The sequence below is a fragment of the Paenibacillus sp. OK076 genome (assembly GCF_900110055.1).
In the GTDB taxonomy this organism is placed as follows: Bacteria; Bacillota; Bacilli; order Paenibacillales; family Paenibacillaceae; genus Paenibacillus.
Genome location: NZ_FOCH01000001.1, coordinates 2442614 through 2457686, shown reverse-complemented (window position 1 = coordinate 2457686; position 15073 = coordinate 2442614). Strand labels below are relative to the sequence as shown.

The 15073-nt window shown below is 43.1% G+C and carries 14 protein-coding genes; 3 read left to right on the top strand and 11 right to left on the bottom strand.

The window, feature by feature from the left end; translation table 11 throughout:
- Positions 1 to 160: 160 nt before the first annotated feature.
- Positions 161 to 1492, bottom strand: coding sequence for a sensor histidine kinase (locus BMY78_RS10970; protein ID WP_090897973.1), 1332 nt, complete (start codon positions 1490 to 1492; stop codon positions 161 to 163).
- Position 1493: 1 nt separating this feature from the next.
- On the bottom strand, positions 1494 to 2180 hold the full coding sequence (locus BMY78_RS10965; protein WP_090897970.1) for a response regulator transcription factor: 687 nt from the start codon (positions 2178 to 2180) through the stop codon (positions 1494 to 1496).
- Between the two features lie 259 nt (positions 2181 to 2439).
- Here BMY78_RS10965 and BMY78_RS10960 point away from each other — a divergent pair, with 259 nt between their 5' ends.
- Both BMY78_RS10960 and BMY78_RS10955 read left to right on the top strand, forming a co-directional pair.
- Positions 2440 to 3474, top strand: coding sequence for a DJ-1/PfpI family protein (locus BMY78_RS10960; RefSeq protein ID WP_090897967.1), 1035 nt, complete (start codon positions 2440 to 2442; stop codon positions 3472 to 3474).
- Between the two features lie 49 nt (positions 3475 to 3523).
- Positions 3524 to 4165, top strand: coding sequence for a DUF2306 domain-containing protein (locus BMY78_RS10955; RefSeq protein ID WP_090897964.1), 642 nt, complete (start codon positions 3524 to 3526; stop codon positions 4163 to 4165).
- Between the two features lie 76 nt (positions 4166 to 4241).
- On the opposite strand, the gene BMY78_RS10950 is transcribed toward BMY78_RS10955, so the two are convergent.
- The 3 genes from BMY78_RS10950 to BMY78_RS10940 all read right to left on the bottom strand — a co-directional run bounded on the left by BMY78_RS10950 (position 4242) and on the right by BMY78_RS10940 (position 6911).
- Entirely contained in the window at positions 4242 to 5432 is a 1191-nt protein-coding gene (locus tag BMY78_RS10950) for a glycoside hydrolase family 5 protein (protein WP_090897961.1), read from the bottom strand.
- Positions 5433 to 5624: 192 nt separating this feature from the next.
- Complete coding sequence (csaA, locus tag BMY78_RS10945; protein ID WP_090897959.1) at positions 5625 to 5957, bottom strand: chaperone CsaA; 333 nt, start codon at positions 5955 to 5957, stop codon at positions 5625 to 5627.
- A 51-nt stretch (positions 5958 to 6008) separates the two neighbouring features.
- Positions 6009 to 6911 (bottom strand): DMT family transporter, encoded by a 903-nt coding sequence (locus BMY78_RS10940; protein ID WP_256222055.1) that lies wholly within the window; start codon positions 6909 to 6911, stop codon positions 6009 to 6011.
- Between the two features lie 161 nt (positions 6912 to 7072).
- Between BMY78_RS10940 and BMY78_RS10935 the strand changes: the two genes are divergently transcribed.
- Entirely contained in the window at positions 7073 to 7963 is an 891-nt protein-coding gene (locus BMY78_RS10935; RefSeq protein ID WP_090897953.1) for an AraC family transcriptional regulator, read from the top strand.
- Positions 7964 to 8144: 181 nt separating this feature from the next.
- On the opposite strand, the gene BMY78_RS10930 is transcribed toward BMY78_RS10935, so the two are convergent.
- The 6 genes from BMY78_RS10930 to BMY78_RS10905 form a co-directional block, all read right to left on the bottom strand.
- A complete protein-coding gene (locus BMY78_RS10930; RefSeq protein WP_090897950.1) occupies positions 8145 to 9500 on the bottom strand; it encodes a DJ-1/PfpI family protein in 1356 nt (451 codons plus the stop codon).
- Positions 9501 to 9677: 177 nt separating this feature from the next.
- On the bottom strand, positions 9678 to 10673 hold the full coding sequence (locus tag BMY78_RS10925; protein WP_090897947.1) for an aldo/keto reductase: 996 nt from the start codon (positions 10671 to 10673) through the stop codon (positions 9678 to 9680).
- Positions 10674 to 10901: 228 nt separating this feature from the next.
- Positions 10902 to 11810, bottom strand: a complete 909-nt coding sequence (locus tag BMY78_RS10920) for a helix-turn-helix domain-containing protein (RefSeq protein WP_090897944.1) — start codon at positions 11808 to 11810, stop codon at positions 10902 to 10904.
- A gap of 16 nt (positions 11811 to 11826) precedes the next feature.
- Complete coding sequence (locus BMY78_RS10915; RefSeq protein WP_090897941.1) at positions 11827 to 12828, bottom strand: LacI family DNA-binding transcriptional regulator; 1002 nt, start codon at positions 12826 to 12828, stop codon at positions 11827 to 11829.
- 135 nt (positions 12829 to 12963) lie between these two features.
- Positions 12964 to 13950: a Gfo/Idh/MocA family protein gene (locus BMY78_RS10910; RefSeq protein ID WP_090897938.1), complete on the bottom strand. Its 987-nt coding sequence runs from the start codon at positions 13948 to 13950 to the stop codon at positions 12964 to 12966.
- A gap of 1 nt (position 13951) precedes the next feature.
- The gene (locus tag BMY78_RS10905; RefSeq protein ID WP_090897936.1) at positions 13952 to 14971 is read right to left on the bottom strand and encodes a Gfo/Idh/MocA family oxidoreductase; all 1020 of its coding nucleotides are present in this window, start codon (positions 14969 to 14971) and stop codon (positions 13952 to 13954) included.
- Positions 14972 to 15073 lie beyond the last annotated feature (102 nt).

The window sequence follows — 15073 nt, the reverse complement described above, 5'->3', positions numbered from 1 at the left end:
TATTATATCTAAGACGTTAACAAATCAAGCATAATATCAGGATATCCAGACTGGAAGCTGAGGTCAGGTTTACCTCTCTTCCAGTCTGAAGTCAAAAATCCACGTAATACATGTTAAATAACCAACCATGGTTTTAGGAGATAAGGAGTTGCCGATCATTTTAATTCAAGTCAGCTAGCGGTAAACATCCTGTTAGAACTGCTCCACCGTCAGGGTGGTTGCTTACCATAAGTTCGCCTCCATGTTGCTTCATCATTCGTTGTGAGATCGTTAATCCTAATCCACTGCCTCCAGTTGCACGACTTCGAGACGTTTCCCCGCGATACAGAGGTTCAAAAACGCGCTCTAATTCTTCGAAAGAGAAACCAGGTCCGGTATCACGGATCATAAACCTGATTTTATTGCCGTCTTTACAGCATTGGACTGTTATTGAGCCACCTGATGACGTATATCTAACCGCATTCTCCAATATATTGTTCATCGCACGCTCCAATACATACGAATCTCCGTTAATCAAACAACCATCAGTTAATTGCTTTAAGATAGAAATATGTTTCTGCTCAGCTTGTGGACTCACACTCTCTATCGATCTTCGGAGGATCTGTGTTAAATCAAGCGTTCTCGTGTTAAGTTCACTTTCCAAGTACTCCATTTTTGTAAAAGTGAAGAGGTCCTCAACCAATCGATCCAATTGGGCGGATTTCTCTTTGCATACGGCAATATACCGTGTGACCTTCTCCGGCGACTGAGCTATACCTTGTTCCAATCCATCCAAATACCCCCGCAAGGCAAACAACGGTGTGCGTAAATCATGTGCAACGGCAGCGATGACAAATCTGCGTTCTTCCTCGAGCTCCGCTTGTTTCCGGTGGGATTGCTCGAGTCCTTTTACCATAACCTCAAATCCGTCCCGGACTTCGGCGATTTCCGTAATTCTGGAGTTGGGTAACTGCACTTCCCAATGCCCTGCTGCAATTTGTCTGGCCGCCTTGCTCATCTTCTCAAGTGGTTTAAGGAGGAATCGTCTCATTTCAACTCCAACCACAAAGAAAGCAAGCAGCAGCCCAATAAATGCTGCAAGCATTGGAACTCCGTTGGATTTGGGAAGATAAAGAACTACCCTTCCCAGTAATTGTCCATCTTTTATGACAGAAAACTGCTCAGTCGACGATAATCTACTATGATACTTTTGGGTGGAACGATATATTTCCGAATTGGACGCAGATTCAATCACCACATCCATCTTTGCTTTGCTCAACTTGGTATGAAGTTCGTTTTGCCAACCGGTATCCGTCCATTTATCCGTGCCAGCTTCAATCGTGTGAATCATCTCGCTCAGATGTCTTTGCAGCGTTTTATTTTGCTGTTGGCTAGTAGAGATGCTAAACGACTGAGTGTCCATAAAGTGAGCCGTGACAAAAAAGATCCAAGGCATCGTAAGCAAGAAGAATAGGCAAAGCATAGTAAATGTACGAATGCGAAGTTTTCTCATGTTACACTCCCTCAAAGCGGTATCCTACTCCCCACACGTTGATGAGGAATTGTGGATGGTTTGGATCGGATTCAATTTTTTCACGAAGCCGGCTCAGATGAACGCGAATGGTGTGCCTGTCGCCTACACCCTCCCAAAACTTTGCAAGCAGTTGTTCGTAGGAGAAAACCTGCCTCGGGTGTTCCGCAAATAATCGCAACAACTCATATTCTTTCGGTGTAAGCTCGACTTTCACCCCTTCAATCAGGACCTCTCTTGCTGTCAGATTCAACTGGATGCGTCCATAATCCAAGATCTTCCCTTCCATGGGATGCCTGGAAGTAGTGCGTCTCAAAACGGCTTTCACTCTGGCCACAATTTCCCCAGGCGAAGCAGTTTTGACAATATAATCATCCCCGCCGAGTGTCAAACCACGGATCTTGTCCACATCATCACTGCGGGCACTCAAGAATAGGATTGGAACATTGCTGTCCCCTCGAATTCGACGGCATAACTCAAATCCGTTTTGTCCCGGCATCATGATGTCCAGAACAATACAATCTATCGAATGTTGTTGAAGTATGGTCCACGCTTGCTCCGGTTCACAAGCAGTCTTTACATGGAAATGATCGTTCTCTAGAAAGTCTCTTAATAGTTCGACGATACTCTCGTCATCATCAACAACAAGTATCGTATGATAATTACTCATGCTTATCCCACCTCTGCCATCTAGTTTATCATTTTTTCTTCCATTACCAAGATGAAGCTGTACTCTGTGATGATTTGTTTATCGTTTTGTGACCTTTCTACGACTTTCTTTGAGATATTCATTTGTTATGATTCTACCTGTTAGCAAGAACGACCTGTATCCTACTTCGTCCAGTCGAATGGCTAAAGGAGAAATTGACGACAAGGAATATCACTTGCTGAAAGATCTTTTGACAAAATATAGTTAAGGGGATGGGTTAATGTTAACTGTTCAAATCGTCTTATTTGACGGCTTCGACCTAATGGATGCTATTGCACCTTACGAAGTATTTTGCGCGGCTTCCACGTATACGGACAAGGCACTCAAGGTAGAACTGGTCACGGCTGAAGGACCAAGAGCTGTGACAAGCGGTGTGAATGGATTGACAATCGAAGCGATCGACACACTGGACCCGGAACGTGAGGGTATCATACTTGTGCCTGGTGCAGCTGGTGATGTTGAAGGAGATGGTCCAGACTCGATTCCAGCTATTCTGGGCAAAGCCATGAATACGGGATTGACCACTAAGGTCAAGGCAGCTCTCGAACACAAAGACATCGTAATCGCTACCGTCTGCGGTGGTTCCCTTTTGTTAGCCATGGGAGGAGTCCTGGAAGGCAGACATGCGGTAACGCATCATTTGGGTATGGATTTACTTGGTGCGACTGGGGCAATTCCTGTCCCGGCACGCGTAGTGGATGATGGTAATCTGGTTACTGGTGGCGGTGTGACCTCGGGACTCGATGTTGCGCTGTATCTGGTCGAACGTGAACTGGGACCGCGTATTGCACACGTGATAGAACAGTTGTTTGAGTATGAGCGAAGAGGAACCGTTTGGAGAACGAAAGGCATGATACCCAGCACTCACAAGTCGTTAACGGACAACGAACCAAGCATTGTCATGAATCAAACGACAGTAATCTCGGACATATTGCCTAACGAAAAAACACAGACATCCATCTTTGACGGTAATTGGGACACAACAATCGCTACACCTGTAGGTAAGCTGGAGGTCAAGCTCTACATAACGACAAGTTCCAATGTGATTCAGGGCACGGCCACACAAGGTGATGAAACAATCCCTTTTGTGAACCCTGTACTCTGCGACAACAAGTTGACCTGGTCCCTGCCGATTACCAAACCCATGCGTTTGAATCTTAAATTCGAAGTTGCCGTGGATGGAGATCAGATGAGCGGATTCGCTAAAGCTGGCCTTCTTCCTGCTTCCAAATTAACTGGAAAACGAATAAACTAGCCTGGTTGTCATATTGCACAAAAAGGAATCTCGGGGGTTGTAGGTGAATATGAAGAAACGAGGAACATTATACGGATGGCTGGCCTGTGTCAGTATTTTATTTATTGTGTATGCTTTGGTGAAGAACTATTGGATAGACCCACAAGCCTCAGACTTTTTAAGCCACAAGACGGGTTTAAAGCGTGAGCTTCATCTTCCGATCTGGCTGAATGTCATGTACGTTCATGTTGCATTTGCATGTTTGGCCATGGCGTCTGGACTGGTCAACTTCTCTAATCGGATTTTTAAAAAGAGCCGCAGGTTCCACCGTATAAACGGTTATGTTTACATTGTATCCGTAGTGCTTGTTGTACTGACTTCCGGTTATATGGCACCTTACGCCACTGGCGGGAAAATAAGCAGTATGGGCTTCAATGCGCTTAATATCATCTGGCTGTTCATTACGATTACGGCTCTCATTCAGATTAAACAGAAACGAATGATCCAACACCGGAACTGGATGATTCGTAGTTATGCCTTCTGTTTCACGAACATGTTGATTCACCTCATCACTTCCCTTCTTCATCAAGGTTTCGGGTTGGTTTATGCTGCAAGCTACATTATAAGTATTTATGGCTCTATTGCTTTGCTGCTAGTTATTCCAGAATTCATTATCAGAATGAACTTCAAATTAAGAACAGCCCCCGAATAATTTTTCGGAGGCTGTTCTACATTCTAGCTTTAGTAGAATAAGTGAGAATACATTGGTGATCCTTCTCTTCTCTATTTCAATTCGTCAGACTTGCTCTTATCTCATTCCAGAGTGGATTGTCTGCCGTACCGCGTGCAGGCTGCTCCCCTTTTTCAATGGCATCCCAATACTTCCAGTTGGGCTTCTCACTGCCTAATTCATAATCCATCCCATCCCACGTATCTTCGCGAAATGCATAGAAAGCCCAATGCCATCCGTACTCATTAAAGATAGATATCAGATCCGACATGTAGCGATCTGCACCGTGAACCATTCGGTTCGTTCCGAATTCGGAAGCTATAATCCGGTTCGCAGGTATGTTATGATCGGACGCCCACTTGGCGACAGGCTCGACAAATTGTTTCAGGGTCTGACGGTCAAACTCTTTTTCCGTCTCGTCATTTCCGACCTTTACGCTCCCCGGATAAGAATACGTAAATCCTTTTTTCTGGTTCTGGCTTGTCATCTCATAAGGCTCATACATATGAAAAGCATACAGCACGTTAGGATCATCCATCGGCTTCAGGTACGTAAAAGCCCAAGGTGTTGCGTAGAGACCCGAATCTACAATGATGGGAGTTGTCTGGTCTACCGTCCTGATCTCTTTGGTTATCGTGTCATAGAGTGAATTCAGATCAGCTGCGGTATGTTCCACTTTGGCATACCACTCCGAATAATCCTGTGTCCAGAAGTCATGAAAGCCCGTACCCGTTTCCGGATGAGGTTCATTAATCAGGTTATAGCCGATGACGGCAGGATGATTTTTCAATCTTGCTGCAAGATCCTTCCAAAACTGAGCGGCCTGTTTGTGATATTCAGTATCATTCCAGATCCGATCATCGTTCTTGGCCCCGTTGAACTGCCGCCAGCGATCTCCCGGTAAGCTAAGCACTGTAATAATCACTTTCATCCCTTTAGCCTCGGCGGCGTCAAGATCCGCTTTGAGTCGGGCAAAATCCTCTTCCACGATACCTTCGTACTTATCCGAACTGCCTATCAAAAAGTCTGCGTTAATATGTTTATCCGGCTTATCGTTGAACAAAAAATCCCGATCCTTACTCCACTTATCGGGCGCAAGCCGGACGAACTCAATGCCCTGTTCCTTGGCTGCTTCATAGTTATCTGGAAGAGATGTGGAGTTCATAAAATTAGTCCCTTTTCGCTGTTCATTCCAGTAGCTCATTTTCTCCGAAGGAACAGCCTGCTTCTCCTCCTGACTGCTGTTCATCCCTGAAATCTCCAATGGCTTTGTCGAAACAGAGTTAGAACTGCATCCACCTAATGCAACCAAAATGGCCGCCGAGAGTAAAACATTTTTTCCGATGGGCCAACTCGACTTGGTTGATATTTTCTTCATGATCAATCACCTCGATAGCCATCTTACCTGTTGTCTGTTACGCCAATATGACAATATGATCTATTATCCAATCGGTGTTCCGTCAGGCAGCTCGATATCTGGTTTTAACAGAACGACATCCCCTTTTTCGGGTATTCCTCCCAGAACCAATACTTCTGATTTAAACCCGGCTATCCGGCGCGGCGGAAAGTTGACTATCCCTATGACTTGTTGTCCGATCAGTTCCTCTGCTGCATATCTTTTGGTAATTTGTGCACTGGAATTTTTTATTCCAATCTCTTGTCCAAAATCAATCTCAAGTTTGATCGCAGGCACTTTCGCTTCTGCAAAAAACTCAGCTTTTGTAACGGTTCCGACGCGAATATCCAGTTTCAAAAAATCATCAATAGTAGCCATATATATTCTCCTCTTCTACTTGTCTTATCGTTTTCGTTGTATAAATCCACGTCAAGCTCGAACTTCAGAAACGGTATATCGCCAGGATTTTGCCCAAAAATACCCCCCCATGCCAAGTACAGTCATCATCCCGCCTATAAATTGAAACAGAGAGATGGTTTCTCCCAGAAATACAAAGGCGAGTATGATTGCAAGAACAGGCTCTCCAATAATGCCTACAGAAAGCGTCGTTGCACCTAAAGATTTCAATAATAGATTAATAAGAAATTGTCCAAAAATGGTTGGAATGATGGCAAGCAACAAGAAATACATCCAATCTGAAGTGTTATATCCGGTCAGGGAGATATGATTAATTAGACTGTAGATAAGCAAGACAATCCCCGCAAGGAAGAAGACAATAACGCTGTACACATTTGCATCGATTTTGTGACTGACTTTTTGTCCAGCAAGCATATATGCCGAAACTGCGATGGTACCCAATAAAGATAATCCATCTCCGATCAGTGCCTCTCTAGATACTCCGATGTCACCCCATGCGATAATAACTGACCCTGCAAGGGCTGTGACCAGACATAGAATCGTAACCATGTTTGCTTGTTCCTTGAAGATGAAGTATGACCCCAACATTACAAATAAGGGCTGCAGCGATAAAATGACCATGGAACTTGCAACGGAGGTATGCACCAATGACTCCATCCAGCATAAGAAATGTAACCCGAGAAAGAGTCCGGCTAACAATACAACACTCCAATCTTTTTTGCTCATCTTAAGGTTTCGAAGACTTTTCCAAGGAACAAAAGGAAGCATTAGTATTACCGTTATGAACAATCTGTACATCCCAGCTACAGAGGTTGGTGTCTCTGAGGACTTTATTAATATGGAAGATATCGAGATGGACAAAATGCTGATAAAAAGCAACAGGTACGGATGAGGCGGATACAACGATTTATTCATTTTCATACTTACTCCTTCAACATGTTCTATCCAAATTCTGTGCACAGGATTATAGTGATAAAACAAAGATTGGATATAATAATATCATCGTTAATGTTTTATTTGTGTAATAATATCGCTATATTGTATATAAATATCACCATTTGAAAGGATACATTTAAATGTCAAAGCAGCTTCACGAGACGATTCTTTTCCCTGATGCTTCATTTCCATACATTATGTACACAGCTAATTCCGAGAAAATTATTCCTGAAGGTAGAGGATTTAATGACTTGCATTGGCATGAAGAACTACAGATTACATTGGTTACTCAAGGAAGGTTGGTTATACAGGTTAACGGTGTTGATCATGAGTTACTGGCGGGTCAAGCTATCCTAATTAATAAGGGAGTCCTGCATGTTACAACCCATCTGACCCACAACGGTCAATATGTGAGTTTTAATTTCCCTGAAAAGCTGTTAGCCTTCTACGCAGATAGTGCCATGGAGAAAAATTATGTTTTACCTTATACAGACTCTTCACTGGTGTCGCTGGTAATCAAAGGGGATGTAGAATGGCAACAGAATGTGCTAGATATGTTATGGGATATGAAAAAGAGATTTGATATGACAAAAAAGTGGGGATGGGAATATGAGGTTTCGATCAAAACCGTTCAATTGTGGCTAATTTTGATTCATAATATTACGCTTCCCTCCGAGGAGGCGCCCAAATATGTAAAGCTTCAGCAAGAGCGCCTTCAACTCATGCTCAGCTATATCCATCAGCAGTATTCAACGAATATCACACTGCAAGAAATTGCTGATACAGCACATCTGAGCATCTCGGAGTGCACCCGGAGTTTTAAGAAAACCATTCATATGACACCGTATGATTACTTAATTAAGTACCGGATCAAGAAAAGCGCGGAATTACTAATTTCAACTGATTATACAGTAACCGAAATAGCTCATAGGGTTGGTTTTAATCATGTAAATAACTTCATTCAGTCTTTCAAAAAACATCAAAACCAAACACCTAAGAGTTTCCGGAATTCGAGTAATGAGATTAAATAGTAGATATACGAAAAAGGAGACCATCGAAGAGACTTTCCCTTATGAACTGAATCCGGCTATTTTAAAGAAATAATTAAAAAAAGAGATTAGGTGGCTCATAATTAGCCACCTAATCTCTTTTCCATTAACCTGATTAGTCTTACTCACTTCTTCGTTTAGAGAACATCTTAATTTGAGGCCATTAGGATTTCTTTTTCTTGCGTATGAAACGCAAATCAATATAGAGAATAATAAGAAAAGTCAGTACGCCGAGCAGCACAGGAATGAGAAACGCTTCCAAGGAAAAGGCGCTGCCCTTCAGGTTCAGGTGATCGGACGCACGATATTCAAGGCGCTTGGCAGCAAATTTCGCAGTTCGGATGTCCTCTTGTTCTGCCAGATCTTCGAAAGCAGGTTCCATTGCAAACCGTTCTGATGCATCACGATGCAGAAACAGCAGTTCCGCACGATTACCACTGTTTCTCCAATTATTGATGTCCTCAGCGGCGACAGAATCCGCATTTGCACCGACAATAATCATTTTCTCCAGCTTCGGCACGTTTTCAATCTGATAGCGCGCCACGATGTTCAGTCCATGCTTCGTTACAATGGGGTCATTTTGGTTGGAGACGGTCAGTGTCCTTGTAGTACCGGAAGCACCATACGTATCAAAAGCGGAAGACAAATCCAATTCATCTGCTCCGTTATACAACAGCACCCCGGCCTTCACCTTTTTCCATTGAAAAGCATTATTCATTATGTACGAAATATCGCTCAACTTGGCATTAAACGGCTTCATATGCGGGTTTAAGACGTAATCATATGATGGATAGTTCATCTGCTCTGCTACCTTCTTCGCAGACGCATCACCCAATTGATCCGAAATTACACGAAGTGTTGCATCAATACCGGAAGTTAGACCCGCGGAAGATATAATCGAGCCATGTTGAACATAACGCTGATCCTTCACCCACTGGATTTCGGGATATTTTTTGATGAGACGGTTAACGTCACCCCAGTGCGTTGCGGCAGACTTGCCATCCAGCAAACCCGTATCAGCCAGGTTTTCTGCTCCATTACAAATGGAGAGTAATGTTGTGTTAACACTTGAGTGCTTCTGAATCCACTCACGTACAGGTGCGTATTGGTTTTCGTCCAACATTGGCATAAATGGAATGACAATGATGTCCGGACTTTTTCCGAGCAGCGTATCCATCTCAGCAAAAGAATAATGCGGGATTACATCAAGTCCCCCGGTTAGAGACTTAATTTCCCGATTGGGTGCAACACCGTACACATTGTAAGCTTCCGTCATCGCAAACATCTCGTACGGAACTAGAAAATCAAATACTTCGGTGACCTCGTTTGCCAGCAGCACAGCCACTGTCGGTTTGCTGGCGTCATATTCCGGCACTTGTACATTGTTTAATTCAGGAGCGGATGTATCGTAAGTCGACATTCCTGAATTCATCGTGCTGATGAACCCGATTGTTCCTCCCCCGGCCACCACAACAACTATAATGATCAGATAAATCATGAAACGTAATACAGACTTCATTTTGGATTCTCCTTCTGGTTATAAATGATTTACCTATGGAATTATATCAATCCAAAATGAAGTTATCGTCTGTCTGTGGTCGGTTAGAGGAACTCGACTAATGTCGGGTGTTACTACTAGACTCTAAGCTATTTACTTTGTAGTAAACGTACCCATTAACTCATCTTCAGCATATTGCTATGACTTAAATCCAGCATTAAGTCCATATACCGGATGAGGTACATACGGTTCTTCCAAGCTCGCCATTTCTTCTGATGTTAATGCAATCGACAGAGCTTCAACTGCATTTTCGAGATGGGATGTCTTCGTAGCGCCAATAATCGGAGCTGTAACCGGATTCTTGTGCAGCAGCCAGGCAAGAGCGATTTGTACCCGGGGAACGCCGCGTTTTTCAGCGATTTCTGCTACCTGCTCTACCACTAATCGATCGGTGCTGGCTGTTGCATCGTATTTTGCCCTTTGAACCTGATCCGTCTCGGAACGCTGTGTGGTTTCCTGCCAATCTCTGGTCAACCGTCCAGAAGCAAGTGGACTGTAGGGAATTACACCGATTTTCTCTTCCTGACAAAGAGGCATCATTTCCCTTTCCTCTTCACGGTAGATCAGATTATAGTGGTTCTGCATCGATACAAAGCGGGTCCAACCATTTCTCTCGGCGACATATAAAGCCTTTTGGAATTGCCATGCAGACATGGCTGAAGCACCAATATATCTTGCCTTGCCTGCCTTCACCACATCATGTAATGCTTCCATGGTCTCTTCGATAGGGGTATGGTTGTCCCAGCGGTGAATTTGATATAGATCTACATAGTCGGTTCCCAATCTCTTGAGGCTCTTGTCAATCTCACTCATAATTGCCTTTCGAGAAAGTCCGGCGCCATTCGGACCATCATGCATACGGGAAAACACTTTTGTCGCAATGACAATTTCATCTCGATTAGCGTAGTCCTTGAGTGCCCGACCCAGGATCTCCTCACTTGTTCCGCCTGCATATACATTGGCTGTATCAAAGAAATTAATGCCTAACTCCAACGCTTTTTGAATGACGGGACGACTATTCTCTTCATCCAATACCCATTGGTGAAACCCTCGTCCCGGTTCACCAAATCCCATGCAGCCAAGACAAAGTCGAGATACATCCATGCCTGTATTTCCTAATTTCACATATTCCATTGGTTAATCCTCCTCAGCTTTTGGGTTGCGACAACATGTAACGCATGAGACAACAATAACAAGAAAATAGATGCATTTCTTTGCTGCTAAGCTCATTGGATTTGTTTATTTAGCTCATTTGTTCTCGAATAATGAAAAAAAGCGTCTCACGATATTTATCGCGAAGCGCTTTACTCAACAGTGGTACATCGTTTCTTGTTTATAAAGTATGGACAGATTAAGCTGGCTTTATGTGATTTTTGCCTTGCTTCGTTTGCATTGCTGTCTAAACTCCGAGGGCGGAAGCCCGAACTGAAGCTTAAACACTTTGGAAAAATGGGCAACGTTTTCGAAACCTGTTGAGAAACAGACATCGGTGACGCACAATGATGTCTCTGCCAACAGTTTCTTGGCTTTATGCAGCCTCTGATTACGAATCCACTTCAAGGGTGACGTGTGGTATAGGGCCTGAAAATCCCTTTTGAAGGTAGACAGGCTTCTGCCAGACAAATAAGCCAGATCGCTTATAGAAATGGGATTCGTAATATTCTCCTCTATTATTTTGCCGAAGTCGCTGTTTTTATCATGATTTGGTTGCAGAAGTTGATGTAAAAATCGATCATTGGCGTGTGCCAGATGAAACAGGAGTTCCATGAATTTAAGCCGGATCAGTCCGTCTTGTACCTCGTCTGGATTTTCGAAATAGGGTTTCAATGATGCTATATATGAGCGGGTGAGTTCATTGACCGGTATAATTGACACCGGCACGATTTCATTCACGGTATCCGTCGGTTTGAATCCAGAAAACTGAACAAACTCCGCAAGCATATTTTCGTTAAGGAAAAACATCATATAGTCCAGCATGAACTCAGATCCAGGTTCACCCGACTTTATGTAATCAATACGAATCGATTGGTGAAGAAACACCATTTCATTACTTCGCACAGTGTACTCCTGATCCTTGAAGCGAACCGTGTATACGCCCGATATAACGAACAACAACATGTGATCTTTCAGAAAATAGGAGCCTGTTGTCCCCTGTGTATGCAAACAGAATTGAATGACGGATAACCCATTCTGCTTTAAACTTCCTTGTTTGTCTGGAGCACGTTCCAGTCCTTGTGGTGCTTTGATGATCTTTCCGTTTCTCATGGACATGAACAGTCCCGCCTTTTTAGCTTTTAATAATAGAATAACAGGAAACGGAGTCACGCTCGACACACTGTATATTGATCTTATAAGTAGACTCAACAGTCTCTCCTTTTAACATCTGAATGAGTACATGTCCAGCAAAGGAGCCTGCATCTGTTTTGGGTTGGCGAAAAGTCGTAAGAGGTGGATTTAAGTATTCAGTTACATGTATGTTATCAAATCCAATAATAGATAGATCTTCGGGTATGGAAACCTGGTGTTCTTTGAATGCCTCTAAACCTCCAATGGCCATTTCATCATTCGCAAAAAAGACTGCCGTTGGAAGCTCTCCCTCCATTAGCAACTTGGCTGCGTCGTAGCCACCTGTTTTCAGAAATTGGCCGCCAAGTCTCCAATTCTCATTCTCTTCCACCCCAGCTTCATGCATAGCTCTCAGATAACCCTGATATCGCATCAGATTACAATCCGAACTTAAAGGTCCACTAATATAGGCGATTGCGCGGTGACCTTTATCCAGAAGGAAACGGGTTGCCATATAACCACCCTGCTCATCATCCATCAGAACATTTACAATATGCTTACTATGAAGTTCCCGGTCCATCACAACAATTGGAAACCCCGTTTCGGCAGCCTGCAACAACAACTCATCTTCAATATTTTCAGCGATTACAATCACACCGTCCAGCCTTCTCTCTCGGATAAAGCGTGCGGCTGTCGATCGCTCCCCGCCTAAAGAACTGCATACGATGAGGTCATATCCCTGACTTATGGCGCTGGATTCAATTCCACTCACCAAGTCGGAAAAATAGGGGACAGACATATCATGAACGATAACTCCGATCGTTTGTGTGTGTTTTCCCTTTAATTCGGATGCGGCTCCGTGCTTGATGTAATTAAGCTCACTTGCTACTGCAAGTACTTTCTGTCTTGTATGCTCACTTACATGTTTTTTGCCGTTGAGTACATAGGATACAGTTGAACTCGCGACACCCGCTAACTTTGCTACATCTTTAATCGTTATCATTAAATACTCCCCAAGAAGACTGTTATTGGTTCACTGACATATGAATTTTTTATATCTTTCACCGCATTTTAACACAGTCATCTTGGGAAATGCACAAAAAGATACAATACAATCATTCTGGAATTTCAGAATATATTATCGATCAGGTCCAAATACAAGATTGGCGGATTGTTTGGCTTGTTCAATAACCTCCATCACCTTCTCGCTATGCTCTAACATAGCTGTGACTTTCTCCAGATCATGTTCACGAATCATACGCTCGAATTCAACAAACTCGTCATACATACGATGAGGATGATCCTTAATATCTATTCGAATCGGCGTTTCCTTATGAAGCGCAAGATCAAAGGATTCACATTTGTTGGTCGAGCTCGTCATATGAATATACCCTCTATTGCCCTGGATGTTCGTTGCATTGGGAGCTGTGCTGTCTTTGGAACCAATGCACACACACTTGAACTCACGGTAGTCCAAAAGCAACATGCCTGAAGTGTCAATCCCGCGTTCCATGTTGGCCCAGTATTCCACCTTCTTCGGGCTTCCGAAAAGCCCTACGACCAGATGAATATTATACAAATTAATATCCATCAAGGCTCCACCAGACATTTCCGGATTAAATGCCGGCAGCACTTCTCCAGCCTGAAAAGCCGCATAGCGGGATGAATATTGGGAATAGTTACACTCCACAATTTTGATGTCACCCAGTTTGCGCAGATTCTCCTTGATGGACAAATAGTTCTTCAAATATTGGTTTGTGATGGCTTCAACCAACACCAGCTGTTTTTGCCGTGCAATCTCTTTAAGTTCAAGAAATTCTTGAAAATTGGAAGTGAACGGCTTCTCACAGATCACATGTTTGCCGCCCAATAACGCTTCTCTGGCATATGCATAATGAAGATGATTTGGTAGTCCGATATAGATCGTATCCACTTCATCATTTGCAATCATATCGCTGTACTCCGAATATATTTGTGCAATACCATACTGTTCTTGCAGAAACAGCAATTTATCCTGATGAGCAGGTCTGGAACATATGGCCTCCAACGTAATCGCAGGAATTTCATGAATAAAGCTCAATAGATCCCTTACAATCATTCCGGCTCCGACAATTCCCAGTTTCATATTAGTTACACTCCTCCATACCTTTTTCTAATATTTCCATAACCGCGATCGTTTCTTGGTCTTGAATCACTTTTTCTTTGCCATGGTTGATGGCTTCATAGATATCGTCGTACACTCTTGCATAATCGCCTTGTTCAGAAGTTACTTTTTCTTCATGATAGATTCCTTCGTCATCCAGATACGTCAGTACGCCATAGTGCTGAGGCAAATCCTTACCAAAATCGGGATGTCCTTTGGGAAGGTAAAATAACTTCAGATGTTCCTCTTGACGATCCTCCGTTTGTTTTACGAATACCCCCTTTTTGCCGTATACTACAAAACTCGGGCGTGGCTTTAAGCGGAAAAAGCTGGATTTGACTGATACTTTCAGCGAAGCGTAATAAAAGTCCAGATCGAAATAATCATTCATTCTGCCAGGCCCCAGCAATTGACGAACATCGTAATGTATTTTGTCCGGTTGCCCGAAATAGGATAATACCTGATCAATGGTGTGAACACCGTGCCCGTATAAATAACTTTTGTATTTGGAAAAATGGGTGGTAGCATTCGGGATCTCCGGTCGATAATAATCGTAATGCATTTCCACTTCCAGCAAATCGCCAAGCTTTCCTGATTCAATCACTTTCTTGGTCGTCAGAAAATCCGAATCATATCGTCGGTTCTGATAACATTGAATCAAGAGATTTTTTTCTTTGGCGTACTGGAAAATGGATTCGGCTTCTTCTTTGGTCAGCATAAAAGGTTTCTCCACAAGTACATGTTTTCCATGATCGAGTGCCATCTTTGCATACTCATAATGGGATTCGGTATGTGTACAGACCACGACCAACTGAATGTCATCGTCATTCATTAAAGCTGCAAGATCATCTGTATACAGAACACCAGGCGCTTTCTCCCACTCCGTTTTCTCTGGATGACGGGCGTATATCGTTTTTACTTTCAAATGATCCCGATTCAATGAAAAAGGAAGATGATAACGATTTGTACTTTTGCCATTGCCAATGTAACCGATGGTCAACATATGAATTCCCCCTCAGGCTCTTTTTCATTTATTATAGAAGAAGAAAATCCGCCGGAGGGGCTTTGAAGAAATTACGGTACATTTGACCAATATTTTGTATTT

Coding starts and splice junctions, on each gene's coding strand:
- BMY78_RS10970 (WP_090897973.1), bottom strand. CDS start 1,492: ATGAGAAAACTTCGCATTCGTACATTTACTATGCTTTGCCTATTCTTC.
- BMY78_RS10925 (WP_090897947.1), bottom strand. CDS start 10,673: ATGGAATATGTGAAATTAGGAAATACAGGCATGGATGTATCTCGACTT.
- BMY78_RS10935 (WP_090897953.1), top strand. CDS start 7,073: ATGTCAAAGCAGCTTCACGAGACGATTCTTTTCCCTGATGCTTCATTT.
- BMY78_RS10915 (WP_090897941.1), bottom strand. CDS start 12,828: ATGATAACGATTAAAGATGTAGCAAAGTTAGCGGGTGTCGCGAGTTCA.
- csaA (WP_090897959.1), bottom strand. CDS start 5,957: ATGGCTACTATTGATGATTTTTTGAAACTGGATATTCGCGTCGGAACC.
- BMY78_RS10930 (WP_090897950.1), bottom strand. CDS start 9,500: ATGAAGTCTGTATTACGTTTCATGATTTATCTGATCATTATAGTTGTT.
- BMY78_RS10965 (WP_090897970.1), bottom strand. CDS start 2,180: ATGAGTAATTATCATACGATACTTGTTGTTGATGATGACGAGAGTATC.
- BMY78_RS10950 (WP_090897961.1), bottom strand. CDS start 5,432: ATGAACAGCAGTCAGGAGGAGAAGCAGGCTGTTCCTTCGGAGAAAATG.
- BMY78_RS10910 (WP_090897938.1), bottom strand. CDS start 13,950: ATGAAACTGGGAATTGTCGGAGCCGGAATGATTGTAAGGGATCTATTG.
- BMY78_RS10960 (WP_090897967.1), top strand. CDS start 2,440: ATGTTAACTGTTCAAATCGTCTTATTTGACGGCTTCGACCTAATGGAT.
- BMY78_RS10955 (WP_090897964.1), top strand. CDS start 3,524: ATGAAGAAACGAGGAACATTATACGGATGGCTGGCCTGTGTCAGTATT.
- BMY78_RS10920 (WP_090897944.1), bottom strand. CDS start 11,810: ATGTCCATGAGAAACGGAAAGATCATCAAAGCACCACAAGGACTGGAA.
- BMY78_RS10940 (WP_256222055.1), bottom strand. CDS start 6,911: ATGAATAAATCGTTGTATCCGCCTCATCCGTACCTGTTGCTTTTTATC.
- BMY78_RS10905 (WP_090897936.1), bottom strand. CDS start 14,971: ATGTTGACCATCGGTTACATTGGCAATGGCAAAAGTACAAATCGTTAT.